Raw genomic sequence first — 23,277 nt, forward strand, 5'->3', positions numbered from 1 at the left:
AGACCGCCAGGGGAAAACGCCGGATATTTTCCCCGGCGCCCCTCTCGGCTGCGCGGAACCCCGGTTTGGGCCCGTCAGGCCGCTTGCAGTCGGGCGCCCCGCTGGTCGATCACCAGATCCGTCAGCATCGCGCCGATCCACATGCAGAACAGCGCCAGCCAGGCCGTGGCGGCAAAGATCGACCCGCCGGTCACGCCCGCGCCGATGGCGCAGCCGCCGGCCAGCATCCCGCCAAAACCCATCAGCACCGCGCCGAACATCGACCGCCGCATGGTCTTTTCGCCGTCGAACCCCTGGAACCGGAACTCGCCCGCGAACCACGCCGCCAGGAACGCCCCCAGGAACACGCCCGGCACCAGCCCCACGTCGAAATCCAGCACCGGCGTCGGCTCGAGGAAGAACATGAGCGTGTTGGCCGAGGGCCCGGTGAAGGTGGCCGAGGTCACGTTCACGGGCTCCCAGGCGTATTCGGCCAGGGTCCAGGTCAGCACCCAGCCCACCGCGACCGCAAAGCCCACGCCCGAGGCAAAGACCAGCACCCGGGCGCCGATCTTGGCCCTGAGCGCCACGGTGATCGCCACCACCGCCAGCGCCGCGCCCAGGAACAGGCCCGTCACATCCGGCAGATGCAGCATGGTCAGCAGGTTCAGGTTGCGACCGTCCGGCGTGACCCACAGGCTCGCCAGCCAGTTGCGCAGGGGGGCCAGCCAGCCGTGCAGGCTCATTTGCGCAACGACGGCAAAGATCAGCCCCGAAACGACCGAGCGCAGGTTGCCCGTCGCCGCCAGCACCAGCAGCCGACCCGAGCAGCCCCGCGCCAGCACCATGCCGACGCCAAAGATCAGCCCGCCGATGATCGCCCCCGACCACGATCCTGCGACCGACATCATGCGCGAATCGACCGCGTTGAACAGGCCCAGCCATTGCGCCGCCTGCACCCAGAACAGCGCCGTCGAGAAGGTCAGCAACCAGACCGCGACCCGGCCGCCCAGGATGCCGCGCGCGAATTCCACCGTCGCCGCGCGCAGACAGAACGAGGACCGCTGCGCGGCCACCCCGAAGATCGCCCCGGTAATCAGGCCGAACAACGCGCCCGCCCGGGCCTCGCCCGCCCATTCGACAAAGGCTATGAACTGCTCCATACCGGCCCCTCGTGCTGCATGATCCCGCCGGGAATATGCCGGAATGCGAATATGGTCCTTGATCTGGATCAGCCGCCGGGGCCGTTCATGCCCCGCGGAACAGGCGCTGGATCACGGCAATCATCTCGCGCACCTTGGGGTCGGCCAGGGAATAGATGATCTGGTTGCCATCGCGGCGGGTGGTCACCAGTTTCTCGTGGCGCAGGCGGGCCAGTTGCTGGCTGACGGCGGCCTGGCGCGACATGATGAGTTGCTCCAACTCGGTCACCGTGTGGTCGCGCTCGCACAGGTGATAGAGCATCAGAAGCCGCCCCTCGTGCCCCAGCGCCTTCAGGAAATCCGACGCCTCGCGCGCTTCGGCGGCCAGGGTTTCGGGCGCGACGGCGTAGGGCGCGCAACTGCGATCCACACTCGGTGAACCCTGCGTGCCCTCAGCGTTGTGGCCGTCTGGCGCCATCGCCCTTTACCCTGCCCTGCCGCCCGGCGCTCCGGGACCTTTCGTCGGCGAACCTAGCATGGCGCGCGCCGGGAATCGAGGACCGGCGCCCGCAACACCGCCGTTTTCGGGTCGTCCGGGCGCGGCTTCACGCGGGGCGCACCCGGAGGGGCCTGCGGGGCGGCGCGCTCAACCGGCCAGCGTGGCGCGGGCCTGGACGAACATCTCGTTCAGATAGGGCCAGAAGAAATCTTCGCCCGGAAAACCGGTCAGGCGCGCGAGTTCGTGGCCGTCGGGGCCGATCAGCACGAAGGTCGGCGTGACATAGGGCCGCGAGGCCAGCGTGACCCCCTCGGGCAGCGGGCCGCGCAGATCGACATGTTCGAGCGGCGCCACCTGCCCCTCGGCCGAGGCCTCGTAGGCGGGCGCCACATCGCGGTTGAACGCGGCGCAGACGTAGCAGCCGACCTGCTCGATCATCAGCAGGCGGAACTCTTGCGCCCGGGCGGTGCCGGTCGCTGCAACCAAGACCAACGCCGCCAGCACGGCCCATCCCAGGACCCGAACCTTCTGGATCATCGCACCCCTGCCCCCGCCGCCGGATCACATTCCGATTGACGGCGGAAATTATACATATGAACATTGTAATGTTTTTGAGAAGCCCGGGCAAGCGTCACGCAGAGAGACCGCCCGACCAGGCCACCAGGAGGGGCGCATTCATGTTCGATATTACGTTCGGCGGGGCGGCATTGGCCGGAATCCTGTCGTTCCTGTCACCCTGCATCCTGCCGATGGTGCCGTTCTATCTGTGCTACATGGCCGGATTGTCGATGTCGGAACTGCGGTCGGATCAAGGGCTTGCGCCGGGCGCGCAGCGTCGTCTGGTGCTGTCGGCGGTTGCCTTTGCGCTGGGCGTCACCACCATTTTCATGCTGTTGGGCCTGGGTGCGACGGCCCTGGGGCAGGCCTTCATCCAGTGGAAGGAAACCCTGCGCTGGATCGCCGCCGCGGTGCTGCTGGTCTTTGGCCTGCACTTCCTGGGCATCGTGAAGATCGCGCTTCTCTATCGTCAGGCGCGAATCGAGGACGCCGGCTCGCCCAAGTCGATCGTCGGCAGCTATGTCATGGGGCTGGCCTTCGGCTTTGGATGGACGCCCTGCGTCGGCCCGGCACTGGCGGCGATCCTGATGATCGCCTCGGGCATGGGCGACCTGGTGCGCGGCACGGCGCTGCTGGCGGTCTACGGGCTGGCGATGACCCTGCCGTTCGTGATCGCGGCGCTGTTCGCACGGCCGTTCCTGGCCTGGGTCGGCCGGCACCGCGACAAGCTGCAATACGTCGAAAAGGTCATGGGCGTGATGCTGATCGTCTTTGCCCTGCTGATCGCGACCAATACGCTGAACTATATTGCCCAGTGGCTGATCGAGGTCATGCCCTGGATGGCCACCATCGGTTGAGGAGAGGACCCATGCTTTCGAACCGCCGCACGTTCCTGACGGGTGCCGCGCTGGCGCTGGCCGCGCCGGCGCTGATTCGCCCCGCACGCGCCGACCAACCCGTGCCGCCGCTGGGCGAGGACGGGTTGCACAAACCCGACTGGATCGTCGAAACCTTCAAGGACATGCGCGACGACCTGACCGAGGCCAACGCCGAGGGCAAGCGCCTGTTGATCCTGGTCGAACAGCGCGGATGCATCTATTGCACCCGGATGCACGAGCACGTCTACACCGACGACCGCATCGCCCAGATGCTGCGCGACGATTTCATGGTCGTGCAGATGAACCTGTTCGGCAACGTGCCGGTGACCGATTTCGACGGCGTCGAGATGGACGAGCGCGACATGATGAACCGCTGGGGGGTCGTGTTCACGCCCACCATGATGTTCATGCCCGAGGCGATTCCCGAATCGGGCACCGCCGCGCAGAATGCCGCCATGGTCATGCCCGGCGCGTTCGAGCGGGGCACGACGCGACTGATGCTGCAATGGGTGCTCGAGCGCGGCTACGAGGGCGACGAGCACTTCCAGCACTATGTGGCGCGCAACCTGAATGCCGGGAACTGACCTCCCCCTTTTCGGGCCAAGGTCTTGAATTCCGGTCTTTCCTTTGCCCCTGCACCAGGCTTGCAGGGGCGGGAAGGCCTGTGTATACGACAATATGCAAATAATTGAATTTCCTGTTGCTCACCCGGTATGCCATGGGCTACGATGCCCCCGACGCGTTTGGGAGAGCGCAAGAAACAACGCTGAATGTCAGGGAGGACATCCATGAAGCTGAAAGCCCTGAGCGGCCTCGTCGCCGCCGGACTCGCCCTCGCCGGCGCCGCCACTGCCGAAGTCGCCCCCGGTGACGTCGTCTGGGTGGACGACGTGCAGATTCCCGCCTCGCTGACCGGCGCGCCTGGCGTGGCCGAGAACGGGGTCGCCGTGATCTCGAGCCGCGCCCAGGGCAATTGCGTGGCCTGCCACCAGTTCTCGTCGCTGCCCAACGTCCAGTTCCAGGGCGATGTCGGCCCGTCGCTGGACGGCGTCGCCAGCCGCTGGACCGAGGCCGAGCTGCGCGGCATCCTGGTCGATGCCAAGCACATGTTCCCGGATACCCGGATGCCGGCCTTCTATCGCACCACGGGCTTCATCCGCCCGGGCGATGCCTATACCGGCCGGGCCGCCAATCCCGAAACCTTCGGTCCGCTGCTGAACGCGCAGCAGATCGAGGACACCCTCGCCTATCTGATGACGCTGACCGACTGATCCGGATCGGCGCCCCGAACCCGTTTTGACAAGGAGTCCCTCAATGCTGACAAGACGCGATACCCTCGCGATCGGCCTGGGCGCTTCGGCTGTGGCCATGCTGCCGATGGCCGCGCTGGCCGATGCCGTCGAAGACGCCGTTGCCGCCTACACCGGCGGTGCCGCCATGGAAGACGGTGGCGTGACCATCACCGCCCCCGAGATCGCCGAGAACGGCAACACCGTTCCGATCTCGATCGAGGCGGCGGGCGCCACCGAGATCGTGCTGATCGCGACCGGCAACCCCACGCCCAACGTGGGCCGCTTCACCTTTGGCCCCGGTTCGGGCGCGCCGATGATCGCCACCCGCATCCGCCTGGGCCGCACCCAGGACGTGATGGCGATCGCCAAGATGGCCGACGGCACCTTCAAGACCACCCGGGTCGAGGTGAAGGTCACCATCGGCGGCTGCGGCGGCTGAAGCAGATTTCCCAGGAGAACCAGTCATGACCGATGTCAGACCCCGCATCCGCCTGCCCCGCAACGCCGCGGCCGGCGATTCGATCACCGTCAAGACGCTGATCAACCACGACATGGAATCCGGCCAGCGGCGCAACTCCGCCGGCGAGACCATTCCGCGCCAGATCATCAACCGCTTCACCTGCGAATTCAACGGCGCGATGGTGATCGACGCGGCGCTGGAACCCGCCATCTCGGCGAACCCCTACATGGAATTCGAGGCCCTGGTGCCCGCTTCCGGCGAGTTCGTCTTCACCTGGTATGACGACAACGGCGAGGTTTACACCGCGACCGAAGCGTTCGAAGTCAGCTGAGAATCCGGCGCAACAGAAGTCTGGGAGGAGACACTATGCAGCACCTGAAGACTGCGAAAGCGCTTGCGCTGGCCTCGGCCTGCGCTGCCGCGCTCTGGACCGGGGCGGCCGTGGCCGACCCCGATCTGACCGCGGAACTGGTGATCGACGGCGAACTGCACCTGGTTACCCGCGCGCCGAGCGACGATGTCGTCACGCCGAACCTGCCCGAACGCTATTCGGGTTGGCTGTTCCGCACCGCCGACACGCGGGCTCTGCAAATGGATGACTTTGCGAACCCGGCGATGCTGGCGGTCGAGCAAGGTGCCGACCTGTGGAGCACCGCGGACGGCACGGCGGGCCAATCCTGTCAGGATTGCCACGGCGATGCCGAGGAAAGCATGGCCGGCGTGCGCGCCCACATGCCCCACGTCAACGCCAATGGCGTGCTGTGGTCGATGGAAGACTACGTCAACAACTGCCGCACCGAACGCATGGGCGCCGAAGCCTGGCGCTGGAGCGGCGAGCAGATGGTGGCCATGACGTCCTATATCGCGATGCAGTCGCGCGGGATGCCGGTGGACGTGCAGATCGACGGCGCCGCCGCCCCCTACTGGGAGCAGGGCCGCGAGATGTATTACACCCGTTATGGCGAGCTCGAGCTGTCGTGCGCGAACTGCCACGAGGAAAGCTATGGCCGGATGATCCGCGCGGACCACCTGAGCCAGGGCCAGATCAACGGCTTCCCCACCTATCGCCTGAAGAACGCGGGCATGGTGTCGATCCACAACCGCTTCCGTGGTTGTATCCGCGACACCCGCGCCGAAACCTTTGCCGAGGGTTCGGACGAATTCCGCGCGCTGGAACTGTATGTCGCCTCGCGCGGGAACGGTCTCAGCGTCGAAGGCGTGACGGTGCGTCCCTGATGACCCGGACGGGGGCGTGCGGTCTTCGCGCGCCCCTGCCCCTTCTCTCCCACCGGGCTGGGCTGCCGCGTATCGCGGGATCTTCCCGTCCAGCTATATTCATTTCTTTGAAGATTGGCATGTCTCCCTCCCAAGGCGTGCCAACTTCGACCGGCCGCCTCCCTGGCCGATAGGAGACACCCCATGATTTCCCGGCGCGAGTTCCTGCAAGCTTCGGTTGCCGCTTCGGCGCTTTACGGCGTTTCCGGCTTTGGCAACTGGTCCCGGCTGGCGGCGCAACAGGCCCTGACGCAGGACGACCTGCTGCGCTTCGACACGTTCGGCAACGTCTCGCTGATCCACGTGACCGACATCCACGCGCAGTTGAAGCCGATCTGGTTCCGCGAGCCCGAATTCAATTTCGGCGTGGGCGAGGTCCGCGGCCAGCCGCCGCATGTCGTCGGCGACGACTTCATCCGCATGTTCAACCTGACGCCGGGATCGCGCGACGCCTATGCGCTGACCTACAAGGATTTCGTGGCGCTGGGGCAAAGCTATGGCCGCATGGGCGGTCTGGACCGGGTGGCCACCGTGGTCAAGGCGATCCGCGCCGACCGCCCCGAGGCGATCATCCTGGACGGGGGCGACACCTGGCACGGCTCGATGTCGTCGTATCTGTCGCGCGGCCAGGACATGGTCAATGTGATGAACGCCCTCGGAACCGAGGCGATGACCTCGCACTGGGAATGGACCTTTGGCACCGACCGGGTGATGGAGTTGGTCGATCAGCTGAATTTCCCGTTCCTGGGGCAGAACATTTTCGACGTCGAATGGGACGAACACTTCGAGGACTTCCCGTCCTACACCTGGTTCGAGCGTGGCGGCGCCAAGGTCGCGGTGATCGGCCAGGCCTTCCCCTACACGCCCATCGCCAACCCGCGCTGGATGTTCCCCGAGTTCAGCTTCGGCATCCGCGACGAGCGGATGCAGGAGATGGTGGACGAGGTGAAGGCCGCCGGCGCCGACCTGGTGGTGGTTCTGTCGCACAACGGTTTCGACGTGGACCGCAAGATGGCCGGCCGCGTGCAAGGCATCGACGTGATCCTGACCGGGCACACCCATGACGCGCTGCCCGAACCGGTGCTGGTCGGCAACACGCTGCTGATCGCCTCGGGCTCGCACGGGAAGTTCGTCACCCGGCTGGACCTGGATGTGCGCGACGGCCGGATGATGGGCTTCCGTCACAAGCTGATTCCGATCTTTGCCGACGTGATCGAACCCGACGCCGACATGGCCGCCGTGATCGAGACCGAGCGCGCGCCCTACAAGGACCAGTTGGAAGAGGTCGTCGGCCACACCGACAGCCTGCTCTATCGCCGGGGCAACTTTGCCGGCACCTGGGACAACCTGATCTGCGATGCGGTCATGGCCGAGCGCGACACCGAGATCGCCATGTCCCCGGGCGTGCGCTGGGGTGCCAGCCTGATGCCCGGCGACGCGATCACCCGCGAGGACATCCACAGCGTCACCTCGATGACCTATGGCCAGGTCTATCGCACCGCGATGACCGGCGAGACGATCCACGCCATCCTGGAAGACGTGGCCGACAACCTGTTCAACACCGACCCCTACTACCAGCAGGGCGGCGACATGGTGCGCCTGGGCGGCCTTGCCTATGCGATCGACATCGCGAAACCGATCGGCGAACGGATTACCGGCCTGACCCTGACCCGCACCGGCGAGGCGCTGGATCCCGCGCGCAGCTACACCGTGGGGGGCTGGGCCTCGGTCAACGAGGGCACCGAGGGGCCGATGATCTGGGACCTGGTCGAAGCGTATATCCGCCGCCAGGGCCGCGTCACCGCGGAACCCAACGACACCGTCACCGTCACCGGAATCTAAACGACAAACGAAGGAGCAAGCGTCATGACCGACATGTCCGATGACGACATGCGCGAGCCGGTCGGCACCAGCCGCCGTGCCTTTCTGCGCACCGCGGGCCTTGCCGCCGGGGGGGCCGTGATCGGCGCCGCTGCCGGCGCGCAGGAAGCCGACCCGCTGATCACCGAGGTCCAGGACTGGGCCACCATGACCGGCGAGGGCGTCGATGCCACCCCCTACGGGATGCCGATCCGGTTCGAAGGCGACGTCGTGCGGCGCACCGTGTCCTGGCTGACGGCGGACCCGATTTCCTCGATCAACTTCACGCCGATCCACGCGCTCGACGGCACCATCACCCCGGCCGGTTGCGCGTTCGAGCGCCACCACTCGGGCGCGATCGAGCTTTCGAAAGACGATTATCGGCTGATGATCACCGGCCTGGTGGACCGGCCGCTGGTCTTCACCTGGGAGGACCTGCAACGCTTCCCGCGCGAAAACCACGTCTATTTCTGTGAATGCGCGGCGAACTCGGGCATGGAATGGGGCGGCGCGCAGCTGAACGGCGCCCAGTTCACCCATGGCATGATCCACAACATGGAATATTCGGGCATTCCGCTGCGCCTGTTGTTGCAGGAAGCGGGCGTCAAACCCGAGGGCACCTGGGTCTATGTCGAAGGGGCCGATGCCTCGTCCAACGGACGCTCGATCCCGATGGAAAAGGCGCTCGATGATGTTCTGGTCGCCTTTACCGCCAATGGCGAGGCGCTGCGCAAGGAACACGGCTATCCCGTGCGTCTGGTCGTGCCAGGCTGGGAAGGCAACATGTGGGTCAAGTGGCTGCGCCGCATCGGTGTCACCGACACCGCCGTGGAAAGCCGCGAAGAGACCTCGAAATACACCGACCTGATGCCCGACGGACGCGCGCGCAAATGGACCTGGACGATGGACCCCAAGTCGGTCATCACCGCGCCCTCGCCGCAAAAACCGATCCTGCATGGTGCGGGTCCGCTGGTCATCACCGGGCTGGCCTGGTCGGGCCGCGGCGCGGTCGCACGGGTGGACGTGTCGCTGGACGGCGGTGTCAACTGGCAAGAGGCGCGCATCGGCACCCAGGGCGGGCGTTACGCGCTGTCGCGCTTCTATCTGGAAATCGATTGGGACGGCGCGCCCATGCTGCTGCAATCGCGCGTGACCGACGAGACCGGCTATGTCCAGCCGACCAAGGACCAGCTGCGCGAGATCCGCGGGTTGAACTCGGTCTATCACAACAACGGTATCCAGACCTGGGCGGTCTATGAGAACGGAGCGGTGGAAAATGTCGAAGTCGGTTCTTAAGCTCCTCGCTGCGACCGCGCTGGTCGGGGCCGGCCTGCCGGCCTCGGCGCAGACGCTGGGACTGGGCCGTGCCGCCCTGCCCGCGGAAATCGCCGCCTGGGACGTGTCGGTCCAGCCGAACGGGCATGGCCTGCCCGTGGGGTCGGGCGACGTGCTCACGGGCGAGGACCTGTGGGTGGAAAACTGCGCCATGTGCCACGGCGATTTCGGCGAGGGCGCGGGGGCCTATCCGGTCATCGCCGGCGGTGACGGCACCCTGACCAATCGCCGCCCGGTGAAGACGGTGGGCAGCTACTGGCCCTATCTGTCGACGGTGTTCGACTATGTCCACCGCTCGATGCCCTTCGGGAACGCGCAGATCCTGACGCCGGACGACACCTATGCGATCGTCGCCTACATTCTCTATTCGAACGGGTTGGTCGAGGACGACTTCACCCTGTCGAACGAGAATTTCACCGACGTGGTGATGCCGAACGCCGAGGGGTTCTACCCGGACGACCGCGACGAAAGCGAAGTGCCGCTCTTCACGCATGAGGTCTGCATGACCGGGTGCGGCCCGGCGGTGCACATCACCCACCGCGCCACCGATCTGCAATCGACCCCCGAAGGCGCTGTGACGGTCTTCGCGCCCGATCGCCCGACGGGCGTGGCCGACAACGCCGGCGCCCCCGAGGGTGGCGAAGGCGCCGCGCCGGCGGCCCCTGCCCCGGCCCCGGCGGAACCGGTCGAACAGGCCGTGGCCGAGCCGGAAAGCCCGGGCCTGGACCCCGCGCTGGTGGCAGCCGGTGAAGGTCTGTGGCGTCAGTGCCGCTCGTGCCACCAGGTGGGTGACGGCGCGCGCAATGGCACCGGTCCGTTGCTGACCGGCGTCGTGGGTCGCCATGCCGCGTCGGTCGAGGGCTTCCGCTATTCGGCCCCGATGCAGGAGGCCGGCGCGAACGGCCTGATCTGGACGCCCGAGGAACTGGATTCCTTCCTGGCCGATCCGCGCGCCTACATGCGTGGCACGCGGATGTCGTTCCGTGGGCTGCGGGACGCGGGCGACCGGCAGGCGATCATCGCCTATCTGCAAAGCCAGTCGCAGTAACCCGCAAGGCCGGGGGGCTGCCGCCCCCCGGTCCCCCCGCTTCAAGGGGGGCACGCCCCCCTTGAAAATCCCCGTGCGGCCCTTGCCCCGCCGCGCGATTAGACGGACCCCGCATCCGCGTGTTTCCGCGGCAGGATCAGACGGGCGACCAGCCCGCCGTAACCGGGCGTATCCCCGCGATCCAGCGTCAGGCTGCCGCCATGCGAGCGCATCGCATCCGCCACGATCGACAGGCCCAGCCCGACGCCGGCGCCCCGGCTGGCCCCGCGCGCGGGGTCGAGCCGCACGAAGGGGCGCGTGGCGCGGTCGTATTCCGCGGGATCGATACCCGGTCCGTCATCCTCGACACTGACGACGACGCGGTCGGGTTCCTGGACCACCGACACCCGCGCCCGGGTTCCATAGCGCAGCGCATTGCCGATCAGATTGTCGAGCGCGCGCGCCAGCAGTTGCGGTCGAACCGCCAGAATCGGCGGCGGCGGCCCCGCGATCAGGGTCACCGCCCGCCCGCCCCGCGCCGCGTCGGCCACGCGCTGCGCAACCAGCGCGCCCAGGTCGGTCGGCACCGAGGGTTCGGCGACTTCGGTCCGGGCGAATTCCAGGAAGCGGTCGATCAGCGCCTCCATTTCCGCGACATCGGCCAGCAGCGCCCGGGCTTCCGGCTCGTCGTCCATCATCGACAGGGCCAGGCGCATCCGCGTCAGCGGCGTGCGCAGGTCGTGGCTGACGCCCGACAGCAGCAGCGTGCGCTGTTCGATGTGCCGTTCGATCCGCTCGCGCATTTGCAGGAACGCGGCGGAGGCGGCCCGCACCTCGGTCGCGCCGGACAGCCTGAGGGGCACGCTCTGCCCCCGGCCAAAGGCCTCGGCCGCGCGCGCCAGCCGGCGAATCGGGCGCATCTGGTTCTTCAGGTAGATGAAGGCGATCACCCCCATCCCCAGCCCGATTACCAGCGTCAGCACCAGCATCTGATGCGGATTGCGCGCCGAGATCTGGCTGAGCCGGAATTTCAGCCGCAGATACCCGTGCGTGCCGTCCAGCCACAGCGTCACATCCCCGTCGCGCAACCGCACCGAGGCCATCTCGGGCAGACCCGCCTGCAGTTCGCGAATCGCCAGGCGGCCCGACAGATCGTAGATCGGCAGCGTCGCCGGGCTGTCGCTGGCGGGCGCGCGTGTGTCGATCCCGGCCTCGAGCAGGTCAAAGGCCCGGGCCAGGCGCGCCGCCTCGGCCGCGGCCGCGGCGCGATCGGGGCGCGTGTCGGTCTCGGCCAGGATATGATGCGCGACCAGCACGAAATTGCCGGTCATCTGCCGCGTCACCCCCTCGTAATGGCGCTGGATGAAGGCCAGCGACACCACCAGCAGGATCGTCAGCACCGGCACGAATACGATCAACGCGGCCCGCCAATAGAGGCCGCGCGGCAGAAACGGTTTGAGCAAGCGGCCGAGCATGGCGATACTCTAGGCCCGAGGACGCAACTTGACGAGACCCGCCGTGACCGACCGCGAACCGCCCACCGAATTCTCCCCCCGGCCCGGACAGCCCCTGACACTGGCCGAGGGGCTGCGCCTGGTGCTGGCGCCCAACCCCTCGCCCATGACCGAACGCGGCACCAACACCTACCTGTTGGGCGACGGCGCGGTGACGGTCATCGACCCGGGCCCTGCCGATCCCGCGCATCTGGCGGCGATCCTGGCGGCGCTGAAGCCTGGCGAGCGGGTGGCCCAGATCCTGGTCACCCACGCGCATCTGGATCACTCGCCCCTGGCCGCACCGCTTGCCCGCCAGACCAAAGCGCCGGTTCTGTCGTTTGGCGACGCGCGCTCCGGACGCTCGGACCGCATGGCGGCGCTGGGGGATCATGTCGGCGGCGGCGAGGGGCTGGACCTGGCCTTTGCGCCCGATCTCCAACTGGCCGACGGCGACACGGTCGATGTCGGCGGCCAGCCGCTGCGCGCCGTGCACACCCCGGGCCACCTGGGCGGGCATCTGTGCTTTCACTGGGGCGGCGCGCTGTTTTCGGGCGATCACGTCATGGGATGGGCGCCCAGTCTGGTGTCCCCGCCCGACGGGGACCTGACGGACTTCATGCGCAGCCTCGACCGGATCGAATCCCTGGGCCCATTGCGCTACTTTCCCGGCCACGGCGCGCCGGTGCCCGACGGCCTGGCGCGCACCCGCGCGCTGCGCAGCCACCGCCTGATGCGCGAGGCCGCGATTCGCGAGGCCGTCCTGGACGGGGCCCGGACCCTGGGCGCGGTGACCGAACGGGTCTATACCGACGTGCCCCCGGCCCTGCTGCCCGCCGCCGCGCGCAACGTGCTCGCGCATCTGATCGACCTCGACGCGCGCAACATCTTGAAATTCGAGGGAATTCCAGGGCCAAACACGCGTATCGCCGCGCCCTGAGAACAGATTGAAAAAAACCACCGCCCCCCTCTGGACGCCGCAATACCCCCTTGCTATACGGCCCACGTGTTCCGGCGTAGCTCAGCGGTAGAGCAGTTGACTGTTAATCAATTGGTCGTAGGTTCGATCCCTACCGCCGGAGCCAAGATAAGCCCTCTAGGTCAATGACTTAGAGGGTTTTTCTTTTCCCGGACTTTCTCGCGTAAGGCTGAAAAGTAAGGCTCGCGTAGGCCCGCGCCGCTTCAGCGCATCGTTACAGGATTTCCAAATCGTCGTGCGATAGCGGGCAGGTTCGGGCTAGCTCGTGGCAGGCTCCTAACCCATAGGAGTCACACCGTGAATCCCGGAAGCTCATGAATTCCGCAACAACGCCCAGGGGCACCGCCAAGACCGCCACAGCGTCAAGGTCAAGGTCGCCTAGCCCATTCCCTGGGGTCAGACGTCCACGTCCTCGACGAAGCGGGCGTTCTCGGAGATATACTGGAACCGCAGTTCCGGCTTCTTGCCCATGAGGCGTTCGACCAGATCGCCGGTCTCGCCCGGTATGTCCTCGTCGATGCTGACGCGGATCAGCTTGCGCGAGGCCGGGTCCATGGTGGTTTCCTTCAGGTCCTTGGCGTCCATCTCGCCCAGACCCTTGAAGCGGGACACGTCGATCTTGCCCTTGCCGCCCAGCCCCTTGTCCAGCCAGACCGCCTTTTCGGCCTCGTCGAGCGCATAGATGCGGCGCGCGCCCTGCGTCAGGCGAAAGAGCGGCGGACAGGCGAGATAGAGGTGACCGTGGTCGATCATCGGCCGCATCTGCGTGAAGAAGAAGGTCATCAGCAGCGAGGCGATATGCGCGCCGTCCACATCGGCGTCGGTCATGATGATGACCTTGTCATAGCGCAGGTCATCGACGCGGAACTTGGACCCCAGCCCCACCCCCAGCGCCTGGCAGAGATCGTTGATCTCGGCGTTCTGGCCCATCTTTCCCGAGGCCGCCCCCAGCACGTTCAGGATCTTGCCGCGCAGGGGCAGCAGCGCCTGGGTCTTGCGGTCGCGCGCCATCTTGGCCGAGCCGCCGGCCGAGTCGCCCTCGACGATGAACAATTCCGTGCCCGCGCGCGACACGGCCGAGCAATCGACCAGCTTGCCCGGAAGCCGAAGTTTCTTGGTCGCGGTCTTGCGCTGCGTTTCCTTTTCCTGTCGCCGGCGCAGGCGTTCCTCGGCCCTGAGGACCAGGAAATCCAGGATCGCCCCCGCCGCCTTGGGATCGGCCGCCAGCCAGTTGTCGAAATGGTCGCGCACGGCGCCCTCGACCAGGCGCGCGGCCTCGGTGGTGGCCAGCCGGTCCTTGGTCTGGCCGACAAACTCGGGCTCGCGGATGAAGCACGAGACCAGGGCGCAGCCGCCCGTCGTCATGTCCTCGCGGGTGATGTCCTTGGCCTTGCGGTTGTTGGCCAGTTCGCCATAGGCGCGGATCCCCTTGAGGATCGCCGCCCAGAAACCCGCCTCGTGCGTGCCGCCTTCGGGCGTGGGAACGGTGTTGCAGTAGCTCTGCACGAAGCCGTCGCGCATCGGTGTCCAGTTGATTGCCCATTCGACCGAACCCGGCACGCCGAACTTTTCCTGAAAGCCGACCTTGCCGGCAAAGGGTTTGTCGGCATAGGTCGTGTCCTTGTCGAGCTGCTCGGACAGGTAATCGGCCAGGCCGCCCGGGAAATGGAAGCTGGCCTCCATCGGGGTGTCGCCGTCCTCGATCGCGGATTTCCAGCGGATTTCCACGCCCGAGAAAAGATAGGCCTTCGAGCGCACCATGTTGAACAGCCGCGAGGGCCTGAACCGGTGATGGCCAAAGATCACCTCGTCGGCATGGAAGGTCGTGGTGGTGCCGCGTCGGTTGGGGGCGGCGCCCAGTTCCACCACGGGGCCCAGCGGCACCCCGCGCGCGAACCGTTGTTCGACCAGCTTTCGGTCGCGCGCGACCTGCACCACCATGCTGTCCGACAGGGCGTTCACCACCGATGCGCCAACCCCGTGCAACCCGCCCGAGGTCTCGTATGCCTTGCCCGAGAATTTGCCACCCGCGTGCAGCGTGCACAGGATCACCTCGAGCGCGGATTTGCCGGGAAACTTGGGATGCGGGTCGAATGGCATCCCGCGCCCGTTGTCGCGGATGGTGACGGCGTAGTCGGCGTGCAGTTCGACCTCGATCCGATTGGCGTGGCCGGCGACGGCCTCGTCCATCGAATTGTCGAGGATCTCGGCCACCAGATGGTGCAGCGCGCGTTCGTCCGTGCCGCCCACATACATGCCAGGGCGCTTGCGGACCGGTTCCAGCCCCTCGAGCACCTCGATGGACGAGGCGTCATAGGTTTCGGTCTGGCCGGAGAGGAGGTCGTCGGACATCGGGCTGCTCGTGTTTGGCTTGTATGATTTTGGCAGCACTAGACCATCCGCGGCCGCCGGACGCAAGGTTTTGCGATCCCCGGCGGCGCGCGGCGTGCGCCCGATCGGCGGGACCACAGGGGCCCGCCGATGCGGTGCGCGCCTCACTCGGCGTTGCGTGCCGTCCACATGCGCTGGAATCCCGGCCGCGCCTGGCAACGGTCGAACCAGGCCTTGAGCGCGGGAGAGGCGTCAAAGGCCCCCGGCGCGGCGGCGACATAGCGCAGCGTTTCCTCCATCATGATGTCGGCGATGGTGAAACGCCCGCCCACCAGCCATTCATGGCTTTGCAGATGGGTCTCGATCCGGCGCATCGGGCGGACCAGCTTGTCCAGCGCGGCGGCGATGCGGGCCTTGCCCTCGGCGGTGTCGGCGGTGCCGCCCATGACGGTGTAAAGCACCTCGATCGCCTGCGGCTCGATGGTCGAGGCCGCGAGGAACGCCCATTGCAGCGCCTCGGCTTCCTCGGCCGCGCCGTCGGGTGCGACCGGGCCGCCCGCCTTGCGCGCCATGTAGAAGCAGATCGCGTGGGATTCGCCAAGGCACAGGTCGCCGTCGCGCATGGCGGGCAACTGGCCCATCGGGTTCACGGCCAGAAACGCCGCCGAGGCGGTGTTCAGGGGCGCACCCGCGGCCTGCGGATCGGGCAGCGCGCTGGCGAAAACGACGGTTTCACGGCGATAGGGAAGTCCGAGTTCCTCGGCCGCCCAGACAACGCGCGTCGTGCGGGAGCGGAGGGTTCCGTAGATGGTGAGCAAGAAAGCCTCGGGGCTGGATTGAACGGCTACACTAACGCAGCCAACGCGCCGCGCAACGGGCGTTTCACGGCCCATCACCGCGTCTTGCAACGCGGTCCAGCGCAGGGCGGAAAGGGGAATGGTGGGCGATAACGGATTTGAACCGCTGACATCTTCGATGTGAACGAAGCGCTCTACCGCTGAGCTAATCGCCCGCCGTGGCGCGGTCTATAGCGAGTCACGCCGCGAGGCTCAAGGGGTCAGATGCAGCTTTCTACGTTTTCCTGCGCGCCCCCGGACCGCGGGTTGGAACCGACCGGCATTGCCCCGGCCCCCCGGCGAACGGGGGGGGGACGCGGCGGTCATGAAAACGCCCCCGCACCGGGCACGACGGCCGGGCGGGGGCGCTGGCGCCGAGGGACGGCGCGGTTCAGTGGGCGGTCGCGGTCGGGGCCGTGCTGGCCTGCGCCAGCCGGGCCGCCTGCGCGGCCTCTTCGGCGGCCTCGTCCCAGTCGATCGGCTCGGGCGCGCGCACCAGCGCGTGGCGCAGCACCTCGCTGACGTGGCTGACGGGCACGATCTCAAGCCCCTCTTTCACGTTGTCGGGGATCTCGGGCAGATCCTTGGCGTTTTCGACCGGGATCAGCACCTTGGTGATGCCGCCCCTGAGCGCCGCCAGCAGTTTCTCCTTCAATCCGCCGATGGCGGTGGCGTTGCCGCGCAGCGTGACCTCGCCTGTCATGGCGATGTCCTTGCGCACCGGGATCCCGGTCAGCACCGAAACGATCGCCGTCACCATCGCCAGACCGGCCGAAGGGCCGTCCTTGGGCGTGGCGCCATCGGGAACGTGGACGTGGATATCCATCGTCTCGAACTTGGTCGGCTTGACGCCGATCTGCGGGCTGATCGAGCGCACATAGCTCGACGCCGCATCGATCGATTCCTTCATCACCTCGCCCAGCTTGCCGGTGGTCTTCATCCGGCCCTTGCCCGGCAATTTCAACGCCTCGATCTGCAACAGATCACCACCGACGCTGGTCCAGGCCAGCCCCGTCACCACGCCGACCTGGTCCTCCTTTTCGGCCAGGCCATAGCGGTGCCGCGGCACGCCCAGATAGTCAGACAGGTTTTCGGCCGTGACATCGACGTGTTTGGCCTGCTTGCGCACGATCTGGGTGACCGCCTTGCGGGCGATCTTGCTGAGCTCGCGCTCAAAATTCCGCACCCCGGCCTCGCGGGTGTAATACCGCAACACCGCCGTCAGCGCGTCATCCGACACGCTGAGTTCGGACCTCTTCAGACCGTGGTTCTTCAGCGCCTTGGGCATCAGGTGCCGGCGGGCGATCTCGGTCTTTTCGTCCTCGGTGTAGCCGGCCAGCGGGATGATCTCCATCCGGTCCAGCAGCGGGCCCGGCATGTTGTAGCTGTTCGCCGTGGTGATGAACATCACGTCCGACAGATCGTATTCCACCTCAAGATAGTGATCCACGAAGGTCGCGTTCTGTTCGGGGTCCAGCACCTCGAGCATGGCCGAGGCCGGATCGCCCCGGAAATCCTGACCCATCTTGTCGATTTCATCGAGCAGGATCAGCGGGTTCGTCGTCTTGGCCTTTTTCAGCGCCTGGATGATCTTGCCCGGCATCGAACCGATATAGGTGCGCCGGTGGCCGCGGATCTCGCTTTCATCGCGCACGCCGCCCAGCGAGATGCGGATGAATTCGCGCCCCGTGGCCTTGGCGACCGACCGGCCCAGGCTGGTCTTGCCCACGCCCGGAGGTCCGACGAGGCACAGGATCGGCCCCTTCAGCTTGGCCGAACGCGACTGTACCGCCAGATATTCGACGATGCGTTCCTTGACCTTGTCCAGGCTGTAATGGTCCTGATCCAGGATCGACTGCGCGCGGTTCAGATCCTTCTTGACACGCGATTTCACACCCCAGGGCAGCGCCAGCAGCCAGTCCAGATAGTTGCGCACCACCGTGGCCTCGGCCGACATGGGCGACATGGACTTCAGCTTCTTCAGCTCGGCCTCGGCCTTTTCGCGCGCTTCCTTCGAGAATTTGGTGGACTTGATGCGGTCCTCAAGCTCGGTCAGCTCGTTCTGGCCGTCCTCGCCCTCGCCCAGTTCCTTCTGAATGGCCTTCATCTGCTCATTCAGATAGTATTCCCGCTGGGTGCGCTCCATCTGCGACTTGACGCGCGACTTGATCTTGCGCTCGACCTGAAGAACGCTGATCTCGCCCTCCATCAGGCCATAGACCTTTTCCAGCCGTTCGGCCACGTCCAGCGTTTCCAGAAGCTCCTGCTTGCGGGCAACATCGACCCCCAGGTGACCGGCGGCAAGATCCGCCAGGCGCGCCGGTTCGGCCGCATCGGCGATCGCGGTCAGGGCCTCTTCGGGGACGTTGCGCTTGATCTTGGCGTAGCGTTCGAAATCGTCGCCGACCGCGCGGGTCAGCGCTTCGACCGCGGCGGGCTCGCCGGGCGTTTCCTCGAGTACGACGGCCTCGGCCTCGAAATGCTGGTCGTTTTCGACAAAGCCGGTGATCCGCACGCGGGCCTTGCCCTCGACCAGGACCTTGACGGTGCCGTCCGGCAGTTTCAGCAGTTGCAGCACATTGGCCAGCACGCCGACACGATACATGCCGTCGGTGCCGGGGTCCTCGGCCGCGTGATCGATCTGGGTGACCAGGAGGATCTGCTTGTCCTCGCGCATCACCGCCTCGAGCGCACGCACGGATTTGTCGCGCCCGACAAAGAGCGGCACGATCATGTGCGGGAAGACGACCATGTCGCGCAGGGGAAGCACGGCGTAGGCGGTGGATTGGTTCGTCATACCTAACCTCAACACTTGTTCGGCGCCCGGCGGGCATGCAGCCCCGGGTCGCCCCGTTCAGCGACATATCTGGGGCCGCCCGGACGGAAATTCAACATCTGGTCTATCAGGCTTGCCTGTGCACTGTGGCACAAGTTTGCACCGATTGAGACCGTTTTGCGGACTGGTAAAAAACGCGTCACCGGGTTAACGCAACCGGCGCCAGCGGTGCAGAAGGTCCTCGCCGACGGGTTCCGCGCCCTGAAACGCCCAGGCGCGCGGTCCGATCGCGGTCATGCCCAGCCCCGCAAGCCCGGGCGTGCCGTCGGCGCCGAAGAGCCGGCCTGCACTGAACACCACAAGGTCATCCACAAGGCCCGCCGCGATCAGGCTGGCCGCCAGACCGCCGCCCCCCTCGCAGAAGACACGCGTCAGACCGCGCGCGCCCAGTTCCGCCAGCGCCTGCCGCACATCCAGCCGCCCCATCGCATCGCCGTCGCAAGGGATCAGCGACGCCCCGCGGGCGATCCAGCCCTCGCGCTGGCTGGCAGAGGCGTTGGGGCCGTGCAGCATCCAGACGGGCGACTGGCGCGCGCTGCGGCCCAGCCGGCTGTCGGGCGACACGCCCAGCCGGCTGTCCGCCACGATCCGCACCGGCTGGCGGTCGATCCCCAGGTCGCGCACCGTCAGGTCGGGGTCGTCGGCCCGCGCCGTGCCCGAGCCGACCAGAACCGCGTCATGGCGCGCGCGCATCAGATGCACGCGGCGGCGGGCCTCGGGGCCGGTGATCCACCGGCTCTCGCCCGAGGCCGTCGCGATGCGCGCATCGAGCGTCAGCGCCAGTTTCAGCGTCACCAGCGGGCGCCCCTCGGTCACGCGCAGCAGGAAGCCCAGATTGGCCCGCGTGGCGGCCTCGGCCTCGACCCCTTCGGTCACGGCGATGCCGGCGGCGCGCAGCATCGCGTGGCCCCGTCCGGCGACGCGCGGGTCGGGGTCGGTCAACGCGGTGACCACCCGCGCCACGCCGGCGGCAATCAGCGCCGCGGCGCAGGGCGGGGTCTGGCCGTGATGGGCGCAGGGTTCGAGCGTCACATAGGCCGTCGCGCCCTGCGCCGCCGCACCGGCCTGCGCCAGCGCGCGCACCTCGGCGTGGGGGCGTCCGCCCGGCTGGGTCCAGCCCCGTCCGACCACCGCGCCGTCGCGCACCAGCACGCAGCCAACCGCCGGATTGGGCCAGACATTGCCCAGCCCGCGCGCCGCAAGCCCCAGCGCCATCCGCATGTAGCCGGCATCATCCCGCGACACGGCCGCGCCCTTTCGTCCCGTCCGCCGAACGCCAAAAGGTCAGCCCAAGGGGTGCAAGGGGCAAGCGCCCCCGTCCCCGATCAGTCCTCATTCAACACCGGCGGGCGCAGTTCGCTGACAAATTTGTCGAAATCGTCCGCCGCCTGGAAATTCTTGTAGACGCTGGCAAAGCGCACATAGGCCACGGTGTCGATCCGCGCGAGGGTTTCCATCACGATCTCGCCGATCACGCGGCTGGGGATGTCGGTTTCGCCCATCGACTCCAGCCGCCGCACGATGCCCGAGATCATCTGCTCGATGCGCTCGGGTTCCACGGGGCGCTTCTGCATGGCGATGCGGATCGAGCGCTCCAACTTGTCGCGGTCGAACGGCTCGCGCTTGCCCGAGGATTTCACCACAACCAGATCGCGCAACTGCACGCGCTCGTAAGTCGTGAACCGGCCGCCGCAGGCCGGGCAAAAGCGCCGGCGCCGGATCGACACATGGTCTTCGGCCGGCCTGGAATCCTTGACCTGGGTATCGACATTTCCGCAGAACGGGCAGCGCATGACCTCTCCCTCGGGGTGGGCTATCTTTTATCCACAGGGACTATAGGGACACCGCGAAACCTTGGGTAGAGGAAATTTCCCGACCCCAGATCGAGGGGCCGGGCTGTGGCCGCCCCGGCGCGGCCCGTCAATCGGTGACGATCACGCGCATGTTCTCCATCCCCTCCTGCTCGACCATGGAAAAGAGCAGCGCGGCGTTGTCGGGATGCAAGCGCACGCAACCGTGGCTGGCCGGGCGCCCCAGCGCCCAGGTGGCCTCGGTCGCGTGGATGGCGTAGCCTTCGTAATAGAAGATCGCGAAGGGCATCGGCGCATTGTTGTATTGCCGCGAACGGTGCCAGCGCGACAGCCAGGTCGGCTCCCACTCGCCGCGCGGCGTGATATAGCCATTGCCCGCGGTCGAGACCGGCCATTCATAGCGCAACTGACCGTCCAGATAGACATGCATCGTCTGCGTTCCGACGCTGACGCGTGCAACAATGGCATGGGCATGGGCGGCGACGGGCGCCAACAGCAGAGCGGCCGCGATCGCGGCCCGAAACAGGACATTCATTCCAACCCCCCGGTGGAAATCAACAACAACAAGGCGTGGCAGCGCCCTTGGTTCCAGTTCCCGAATCCGGCGGGGCAGAGTCAAGATTTTCGGCGGAAAGATGCCGATTCCGTCTCACGATGTTGCGATTCTGCCGCCTTCGAGCCGCAGGATACGGTCCATGCGCCCCGCAAGCTCCAGATTGTGGGTGGCGATCAGCGCCGACAGGCCGGTGTTGCGCACCAGATCCATCAGCACGCCAAACACCTGGTCCGAGGTGCCCGGGTCCAGGTTCCCGGTCGGCTCGTCCGCCAGCAGCACATGCGGCGCGTTGGCCATGGCCCGGCAGAAGGCGACGCGCTGCTGTTCGCCGCCGGACAGTTGCGCCGGGCGGTGCGTGGCGCGGTCGGACAGGCCCACCCGCGCCAGAAGATCGGCCGCGCGCGCCTGGGCCGCGGCGCGGGGCGCGCCGTTGGCCAACTGCGGCAGCACGATGTTCTCGGCCGCGGTAAATTCCGGCAACAGGTGGTGGAACTGATAGACGAACCCCACGGCGCCGCGCCGCGCCGCCGTGCGCGCGCCATCGCCGAGCCGCGTCATGTCGATGCCGTCGATCTCGACCCGGCCCCGGTCGGCCGAGTCGAGCAACCCGGCGACATGCAACAGCGTCGATTTGCCCGCCCCCGAAGGCGCGACCAGCGCCACGACCTCGCCGCGTGCCAGCGACACGGACACCCCGCGCAGCACCTCGACCGGGCCGGGGTAGGTCTTGACGATCCCGTCCAGAACCAGCGCGGGACTATTCATAGCGCAGGGCCTCCACCGGGTTCATGCGTGCCGCGCGCCGGGCGGGAAACAGCGTGACCACAAAGGACAGGCCCAGCGACAGCGACACCGCCTTGACCACATCGACCAGCCGCAGTTCGGCCGGCAGCGCATAGATGCCCCGGATCGACGGATCCCAGACCCCGCCCCCCGCGACGTAGTTCACAAAGGCAAAGATCGGGTCGATGTAAAGCGCGAACAGGCAGCCCGCGATCACGCCGATCGCGGTGCCCGCGACCCCCACCAACGAACCGCACAGGAAGAACACGCGCAGGATCGACCCCTCGCTCAATCCCATGGTGCGCAGGATGCCGATGTCGCGGCCCTTGTTCTTGACCAGCATGATGAGGCCCGAAATGATGTTCATCGCCGCGATCAGCACCAGGATCGACAGGATGATGAACATCACGTTGTCCTCGATATCCAGCGCCCGCAGAAAGCTGCCCGCACTGTCGCGCCAGGTCCAGATCATCGCCCGCTCGCCACCCGCGCGCAGCAAGGGGTAGACCATCGAATCCACGTCTTCCGGCCGGTCGAGCATCACCTCGATCTCGTCGGCGACACCGTCGCGATTGAAAAAGGTCTGCGCCTCGGCAAAGGGCAGATAGACGCGCGTGCGGTCGATGTCGTAGCGCCCGGCCGAAAAGATGTAGACCACCTCGTAGCTGTTGACGCGCGGCGACGTGCCGAAGGCCGTGCGCGCGCCCTCGGGCGAGATCACGCGAATCCGGTCGCCGACCTGCGCGTTCAACTCGCGCGCGACCCCCTCGCCGATGGCAATGCCCTGATCGAAGCGCGCGATGTCGCCGCGCGACCGGTCGGAATGGGCAATGCGCGGAATGGCCATCAGGTCTTCGGCGCGGATGCCGAACACCTCGACCCCGGCACTGCGGCCCTGATTGGTCGCCATCACCTGCCCCTTGATGAGGGGGGCCGCGCGGCTCACGCCGGGCACCGCGGCCAGCCGGCGCGTCAGGTCGGCGTAATCCTCGATCGCCCGGCTCATCTGCCCGCTGGGGGTCGTGGTGCCGGTGTAATAGATCGTCGCGTGGGCGTTCGCGCCCAACACCGTGTCCACGAACTCGGCCCGAAAACCCGAGCGCACGGCCAGCGTGGCAATCAGCGCAAACACCGCCAGCGCCACCCCGACCAGCGAGATCCAGGTCATCGTGCTGACCCCGCCCTCGGCCCGGCGCGCGCGCAGATAGCGCCAGGCGATCATCCACTCGAACGCGGCGAAAGGCGGTGTCCGTGGAGTCATGGAGGGATCGCGATCCGGGCCTGTTGTCGGTGCCGCGCAAGGTCGGGCGAAAGCGGCACGCGGTCAAGGGGCAAGTTATCACATGG

Annotated in this window: 22 protein-coding genes and 2 tRNA genes; 11 read left to right on the plus strand and 13 right to left on the minus strand. The window is 67.1% G+C overall.

Annotation, left to right across the window (positions count from 1 at the left end; translation table 11 throughout):
• Positions 1–74 precede the first annotated feature (74 nt).
• The 3 genes from H6900_13290 to H6900_13300 all read right to left on the minus strand — a co-directional run bounded on the left by H6900_13290 (position 75) and on the right by H6900_13300 (position 2,157).
• On the minus strand, positions 75–1,142 hold the full coding sequence (locus tag H6900_13290; protein MCC0074253.1) for a YeeE/YedE family protein: 1,068 nt from the start codon (positions 1,140–1,142) through the stop codon (positions 75–77).
• An 85-nt stretch (positions 1,143–1,227) separates the two neighbouring features.
• On the minus strand, positions 1,228–1,599 hold the full coding sequence (locus H6900_13295) for a winged helix-turn-helix transcriptional regulator (protein MCC0074254.1): 372 nt from the start codon (positions 1,597–1,599) through the stop codon (positions 1,228–1,230).
• A 168-nt stretch (positions 1,600–1,767) separates the two neighbouring features.
• Positions 1,768–2,157 (minus strand): hypothetical protein, encoded by a 390-nt coding sequence (locus H6900_13300; protein ID MCC0074255.1) that lies wholly within the window; start codon positions 2,155–2,157, stop codon positions 1,768–1,770.
• Positions 2,158–2,297: 140 nt separating this feature from the next.
• Here H6900_13300 and H6900_13305 point away from each other — a divergent pair, with 140 nt between their 5' ends.
• From H6900_13305 to H6900_13345, 9 genes are all read left to right on the plus strand, one after another.
• On the plus strand, positions 2,298–3,035 hold the full coding sequence (locus tag H6900_13305; GenBank protein ID MCC0074256.1) for a cytochrome c biogenesis protein CcdA: 738 nt from the start codon (positions 2,298–2,300) through the stop codon (positions 3,033–3,035).
• 11 nt (positions 3,036–3,046) lie between these two features.
• Positions 3,047–3,640, plus strand: coding sequence for a thioredoxin fold domain-containing protein (locus H6900_13310; GenBank protein ID MCC0074257.1), 594 nt, complete (start codon positions 3,047–3,049; stop codon positions 3,638–3,640).
• A gap of 204 nt (positions 3,641–3,844) precedes the next feature.
• Entirely contained in the window at positions 3,845–4,327 is a 483-nt protein-coding gene (soxX, locus tag H6900_13315) for a sulfur oxidation c-type cytochrome SoxX (protein ID MCC0074258.1), read from the plus strand.
• A 43-nt stretch (positions 4,328–4,370) separates the two neighbouring features.
• On the plus strand, positions 4,371–4,787 hold the full coding sequence (gene soxY, locus H6900_13320) for a thiosulfate oxidation carrier protein SoxY (GenBank protein ID MCC0074259.1): 417 nt from the start codon (positions 4,371–4,373) through the stop codon (positions 4,785–4,787).
• 25 nt (positions 4,788–4,812) lie between these two features.
• Positions 4,813–5,139: a thiosulfate oxidation carrier complex protein SoxZ gene (soxZ, locus tag H6900_13325; protein MCC0074260.1), complete on the plus strand. Its 327-nt coding sequence runs from the start codon at positions 4,813–4,815 to the stop codon at positions 5,137–5,139.
• Positions 5,140–5,174: 35 nt separating this feature from the next.
• Positions 5,175–6,044: a sulfur oxidation c-type cytochrome SoxA gene (gene soxA, locus H6900_13330; GenBank protein ID MCC0074261.1), complete on the plus strand. Its 870-nt coding sequence runs from the start codon at positions 5,175–5,177 to the stop codon at positions 6,042–6,044.
• Between the two features lie 183 nt (positions 6,045–6,227).
• On the plus strand, positions 6,228–7,925 hold the full coding sequence (soxB, locus tag H6900_13335) for a thiosulfohydrolase SoxB (protein MCC0074262.1): 1,698 nt from the start codon (positions 6,228–6,230) through the stop codon (positions 7,923–7,925).
• A 33-nt stretch (positions 7,926–7,958) separates the two neighbouring features.
• On the plus strand, positions 7,959–9,239 hold the full coding sequence (gene soxC, locus H6900_13340) for a sulfite dehydrogenase (protein MCC0074263.1): 1,281 nt from the start codon (positions 7,959–7,961) through the stop codon (positions 9,237–9,239).
• Entirely contained in the window at positions 9,220–10,326 is a 1,107-nt protein-coding gene (locus tag H6900_13345) for a c-type cytochrome (GenBank protein MCC0074264.1), read from the plus strand. The genes soxC and H6900_13345 overlap by 20 nt, the downstream gene beginning before the upstream one ends.
• Before the next feature lie 98 nt (positions 10,327–10,424).
• On the opposite strand, the gene H6900_13350 is transcribed toward H6900_13345, so the two are convergent.
• On the minus strand, positions 10,425–11,780 hold the full coding sequence (locus H6900_13350; GenBank protein ID MCC0074265.1) for a HAMP domain-containing protein: 1,356 nt from the start codon (positions 11,778–11,780) through the stop codon (positions 10,425–10,427).
• A gap of 145 nt (positions 11,781–11,925) precedes the next feature.
• Here H6900_13350 and H6900_13355 point away from each other — a divergent pair, with 145 nt between their 5' ends.
• Together H6900_13355 and H6900_13360 are read left to right on the plus strand one after the other, a co-directional pair.
• Entirely contained in the window at positions 11,926–12,738 is an 813-nt protein-coding gene (locus tag H6900_13355; protein ID MCC0074266.1) for an MBL fold metallo-hydrolase, read from the plus strand.
• A gap of 70 nt (positions 12,739–12,808) precedes the next feature.
• Positions 12,809–12,883, plus strand: a tRNA-Asn gene (locus H6900_13360).
• 290 nt (positions 12,884–13,173) lie between these two features.
• Here H6900_13360 and parE read toward each other — a convergent pair.
• The 9 genes from parE to H6900_13405 form a co-directional block, all read right to left on the minus strand.
• Positions 13,174–15,129 (minus strand): DNA topoisomerase IV subunit B, encoded by a 1,956-nt coding sequence (parE, locus tag H6900_13365; GenBank protein MCC0074267.1) that lies wholly within the window; start codon positions 15,127–15,129, stop codon positions 13,174–13,176.
• Between the two features lie 143 nt (positions 15,130–15,272).
• The gene (locus tag H6900_13370; GenBank protein ID MCC0074268.1) at positions 15,273–15,926 is read right to left on the minus strand and encodes a glutathione S-transferase family protein; all 654 of its coding nucleotides are present in this window, start codon (positions 15,924–15,926) and stop codon (positions 15,273–15,275) included.
• A 119-nt stretch (positions 15,927–16,045) separates the two neighbouring features.
• Positions 16,046–16,120: transfer RNA gene (locus H6900_13375), tRNA-Val, on the minus strand.
• 215 nt (positions 16,121–16,335) lie between these two features.
• Positions 16,336–18,741 (minus strand): endopeptidase La, encoded by a 2,406-nt coding sequence (lon, locus tag H6900_13380; GenBank protein MCC0074269.1) that lies wholly within the window; start codon positions 18,739–18,741, stop codon positions 16,336–16,338.
• Between the two features lie 186 nt (positions 18,742–18,927).
• Positions 18,928–20,001: a bifunctional diaminohydroxyphosphoribosylaminopyrimidine deaminase/5-amino-6-(5-phosphoribosylamino)uracil reductase RibD gene (gene ribD, locus H6900_13385; protein MCC0074270.1), complete on the minus strand. Its 1,074-nt coding sequence runs from the start codon at positions 19,999–20,001 to the stop codon at positions 18,928–18,930.
• A gap of 104 nt (positions 20,002–20,105) precedes the next feature.
• Positions 20,106–20,573 (minus strand): transcriptional repressor NrdR, encoded by a 468-nt coding sequence (nrdR, locus tag H6900_13390; protein ID MCC0074271.1) that lies wholly within the window; start codon positions 20,571–20,573, stop codon positions 20,106–20,108.
• A gap of 127 nt (positions 20,574–20,700) precedes the next feature.
• Positions 20,701–21,126: a L,D-transpeptidase gene (locus H6900_13395; protein MCC0074272.1), complete on the minus strand. Its 426-nt coding sequence runs from the start codon at positions 21,124–21,126 to the stop codon at positions 20,701–20,703.
• Positions 21,127–21,240: 114 nt separating this feature from the next.
• On the minus strand, positions 21,241–21,912 hold the full coding sequence (locus H6900_13400; protein ID MCC0074273.1) for an ABC transporter ATP-binding protein: 672 nt from the start codon (positions 21,910–21,912) through the stop codon (positions 21,241–21,243).
• Positions 21,905–23,191, minus strand: a complete 1,287-nt coding sequence (locus H6900_13405; GenBank protein ID MCC0074274.1) for a lipoprotein-releasing ABC transporter permease subunit — start codon at positions 23,189–23,191, stop codon at positions 21,905–21,907. Before H6900_13405 ends, H6900_13400 begins: the two co-directional genes overlap by 8 nt.
• Positions 23,192–23,277: the final 86 nt, after the last annotated feature.

Origin of the sequence: Rhodobacter sp. (assembly GCA_020637515.1) — a bacterium.
Lineage (GTDB): Bacteria > Pseudomonadota > Alphaproteobacteria > Rhodobacterales > Rhodobacteraceae > Pararhodobacter.